Origin of the sequence: Martelella sp. UBA3392 (genome assembly GCF_002358775.1) — a bacterium.
GTDB classification, from domain to species: domain Bacteria; phylum Pseudomonadota; class Alphaproteobacteria; order Rhizobiales; family Rhizobiaceae; genus Martelella; species Martelella mediterranea.
In genome coordinates this window covers 1-3,627 of sequence record NZ_DEPM01000257.1, presented here as the reverse complement: position 1 = coordinate 3,627, position 3,627 = coordinate 1, and the positions used below count along the sequence as shown (strand labels likewise).

Sequence of the window (3,627 nt, the reverse complement as noted above, 5' to 3'; positions counted from 1 at the left end):
CCGAGCATCCAGGCGGCTTAAGTCTCTGAATTTGAAAATATTTAGAGCGATCCCTTGCCGGGCGGTCTGGATCCTCGGGTCAAGCCCGAGGATGACCCGGAATGTGGGAGACGTTTGTGAGCAAATTGATTCACTCGGCTGTGCCAAGTGTGCCCGGCCACCAGAACACAGCCGTCGGCGAGTTGCCTGCAGATCGCTGCAAACGGCGCGGCTTTCCGCGATTGCACCGCATCTTGACGCGGCCGGGTTTTCTACCCCAAATGCACGCGGCATGAATTGGGAGGATTTGGAATGCCTGCGGTCGACTTGCTGCGTGCACGGTTTCTTGAACATTTCGACGGCGAGCCGCAGTTTTTTCGCGCGCCGGGGCGGGTCAATCTGATTGGCGAGCATACCGATTACAATGACGGCTTCGTGATGCCGGCGGTGCTTGAATACGAGGCGCAGGCCGCTGCGGCCGTCCGGCCAGACCGGGTGATCCGCATTCACTCTCTCAACAACGGCAAGACCGCAGAAGTCGATCTCGACGGCGCGAAACCCGAACCGCGCGGCGACTGGACCGATTATGCCTTTGGCGTTGCGGTCATGCTGGAAGCGGCGGGAAGCAGGCTCTCGGGCGCCGATATCGTGGTTTCCTCCTCGGTGCCTGTCGGCGCGGGGCTCTCGTCCTCGGCGGCGCTCGAAGTGGTGGTCGGCTACGCCCTGCTTTCGCTTGCGGGTCGTGAGGTCGATACGGTCGAGCTTGCGAAGCTGTGCCAGAAGGCGGAAAACGAGTTCGTCGGCATGCGCTGCGGCATCATGGATCAGTTCATCTCCTGCAATGGCGTGGTCGATCACGCGCTGATGATCGATTGCCGCTCGCTTGCAAGCCGGCCCGTTCCGATCGATCAGAGGGCGCGGATCGTGGTCGCCAATTCCATGGTTCACCACGCGCTGGCCGATGGCGAATACAACAAGCGCCGCCAGTCCTGCGAGGAGGGGGTAAGGCTGCTCCGTCCCGCGCTCGGCGAAATCCGGGCGCTCAGGGACGTCAGCTTCGAGGAGCTTGAGGAGAACCGCGATTTCCTGCCGGACCTCACCTATCGCCGCTGCCGCCATATCGTCACCGAGAACGAGCGCGTTCTGCAGGCGGCCGAAGCCTTGCAGAATTCCGATCTCGACACGTTCGGACGGCTGATGAACGCCTCGCATGTTTCCATGCGCGACGATTACGAAATCTCCTGCGCGGAGGTCGATCGCCTCGTTGATATCGCCCAGGCGCAGAAGGGCGTCTATGGCGCGCGCATGACCGGCGGCGGCTTCGGCGGTTCGGTGGTGGCGCTGGTGGAAAGCGGCGCGGTGGAAAGCTTCATCGCCAATGTCCGCGCCGCCTATCAGGATGCCACCGGGCACATATCGGAAATCTTTGCCTGTGCGCCGCGAAATGGCGTCGGGCCCCTTACGGATTGAGCGTAGACATGAACACATTCACCGATCATCCGCACCGTCGCTACAATCCGCTGGCCGGCGAGTGGGTGCTGGTATCGCCGCATCGGTCCAAACGCCCCTGGCAGGGGCAGGTGGAGGACGCCGAGGCGCCGGATATGCCGGCCCATGATCCGGACTGCTATCTCTGCGCCGGCAATACCCGCATCAACGGCGCGAAAAACCCCGACTACCAGCACACCTTCGTGTTCGACAACGATTTCGCCGCGCTGACAGAAGATGCACCCGCCGAGAGCTTCCGCGACGGGCTGCTGATGGCGGAGGGTGAGAGCGGCATCTGCCGGGTGATCTGCTTTTCGCCCCGCCACGACCTGACGCTTGCCCGCATGGCGGTCGATGATATCGCAAGGGTGGTCGATGCCTGGGTCGAGCAGTATCTTGAACTCGGCGCGCGGCCGGATATCGGCTATGTCCAGATCTTCGAGAACCGCGGCGCGATGATGGGCTGTTCCAACCCCCATCCGCACGGCCAGATCTGGGCAAGCCGCAACCTGCCGAATGCCGCCGCCAAAGAGACCGAAACCCAGCGCGCCTATTACGATCAGCACGGCACGCCGCTGCTGATGGCCTATCTCGCGCAGGAACGGGCGCTTGGCGAGCGCATCCTGTTTGAAAATGACGGCTTCGTCGTGCTGGTGCCCTATTGGGCGGTGTGGCCGTTCGAGACCATGGTGCTGCCGAAGCGCCATATCCGCTCGATGGAGGAGATGGAGCCGGCCGAGCGGGTGCAGCTTGCCGAGGCGCTGTCCAAGGTCACGATCCGCTATGACAATCTGTTCGCCACCTCGTTTCCCTATTCGATGGGCTTTCACCCGCGCCCGACCGATGGCGAGGCCCATGACGAATGGGTGATGCATGCCCATTTCTATCCGCCGCTGTTGCGCTCGGCGACGGTGAAGAAATTCATGGTCGGCTTCGAGCTGCTCGGCACGCCGCAGCGCGACCTGACCCCGGAACAGGCGGCCGACCGCTTGCGTGGCCTGTCCGATACCCATTATCTCGCCGGCTGAGCCGTGCATGAAGAAACCTGCCGGAGCATTGGCGGGCAAGGGAGAACAAAATGACCATTCTCGTTACCGGCGGCGCCGGTTATGTCGGATCCCACATGGCCTACGCGCTGGTCGATCGCGGCGAGAAGGTGGTGGTGCTGGACGATTTGTCCACCGGCCACGGCGAACTGGTGCCGGAGGCGGCAAAGCTGGTCAAGGGCGATATCGCCGACGCCAAACTGGTCAGCCGGCTGATCGCCGATGAGGGCATCAATGCGATCGCGCATTTCGCCGGCTCGATCGTCGTCTCCGATTCGGTCGCCGACCCGCTGACCTATTACGAAAACAACACCGTCAAATCCCGCGCGCTGATCGAAACGGCGGTCGCCGCCAAGGTCGAGGCGTTTCTGTTCTCCTCCACCGCCGCCGTATACGGCGAGCCGGGCGCGGACCTGCTGGACGAGGAGCAGAACCTGCAGCCGGTTTCGCCCTATGGCTGGTCGAAGCTGATGACCGAGGTGATGCTGCGCGACAGCGCCGCCGCCTACGGCCTCAAATATGCGGCGCTGCGCTATTTCAACGTTGCCGGCGCCGACCCTGAGGGGCGCACCGGCGAGACCCGCGAACACGCCACCCATCTGATCGAGATCGCCGCCCAGGCAGCGACCGGCCGGCGCAACCGCATGGAGGTGTTCGGCACGGACTACCCGACGCCGGACGGCACCTGCCTGCGCGATTACATCCACGTCACCGACCTGATCGACGCCCATGTCAAGGCGCTGATGCATCTGCTGAACGGCGGCGAGAATTTCGTGGCCAATTGCGGCTATGGCCACGGCTTCTCGGTGCTGCAGGTGGTCGACGCGATCAAGCGCGTCTCCGGCGTTGATTTCCGCGTCGACATGTCCGACCGCCGCCCCGGCGACCCGCCGGCGCTGGTCGCCGATTCAGCCCGCGTGCGCGAAATCCTCGGCTGGGAACCGCAATATGACGATCTCGACACGATCGTGAAGCACGCGCTGGCTTGGGAGGATCAACTGGTAAAGGGGCGGGTGAAGCTGTAGGGGCGTCGCCGCTGTTTTTTGTTCTCGGTTTTAGAGTGACGGCTTCGGACTTAGCCGCATAGCCCCCCAATACTCTCTCCCGCTGGCGG

At 63.2% G+C, this 3,627-nt stretch carries 3 protein-coding genes; all 3 read left to right on the top strand.

The window, feature by feature from the left end; translation table 11 throughout:
* Positions 1-291 precede the first annotated feature (291 nt).
* From B4E36_RS20185 to galE, 3 genes are read left to right on the top strand one after another with little or no spacing between them, the layout of a single operon-like run.
* Positions 292-1,449, top strand: coding sequence for a galactokinase (locus B4E36_RS20185; protein WP_292051795.1), 1,158 nt, complete (start codon positions 292-294; stop codon positions 1,447-1,449).
* An 8-nt stretch (positions 1,450-1,457) separates the two neighbouring features.
* Positions 1,458-2,495: a UDP-glucose--hexose-1-phosphate uridylyltransferase gene (locus B4E36_RS20180; protein ID WP_292051793.1), complete on the top strand. Its 1,038-nt coding sequence runs from the start codon at positions 1,458-1,460 to the stop codon at positions 2,493-2,495.
* Between the two features lie 50 nt (positions 2,496-2,545).
* Positions 2,546-3,538, top strand: coding sequence for a UDP-glucose 4-epimerase GalE (galE, locus tag B4E36_RS20175; protein WP_292051792.1), 993 nt, complete (start codon positions 2,546-2,548; stop codon positions 3,536-3,538).
* Positions 3,539-3,627: the final 89 nt, after the last annotated feature.

Bases quoted from the DNA above. Each gene is read 5' to 3' on its own strand.
- galE (WP_292051792.1), top strand. From the start codon at position 2,546: ATGACCATTCTCGTTACCGGCGGCGCCGGTTATGTCGGATCCCACATG.
- B4E36_RS20185 (WP_292051795.1), top strand. From the start codon at position 292: ATGCCTGCGGTCGACTTGCTGCGTGCACGGTTTCTTGAACATTTCGAC.
- B4E36_RS20180 (WP_292051793.1), top strand. From the start codon at position 1,458: ATGAACACATTCACCGATCATCCGCACCGTCGCTACAATCCGCTGGCC.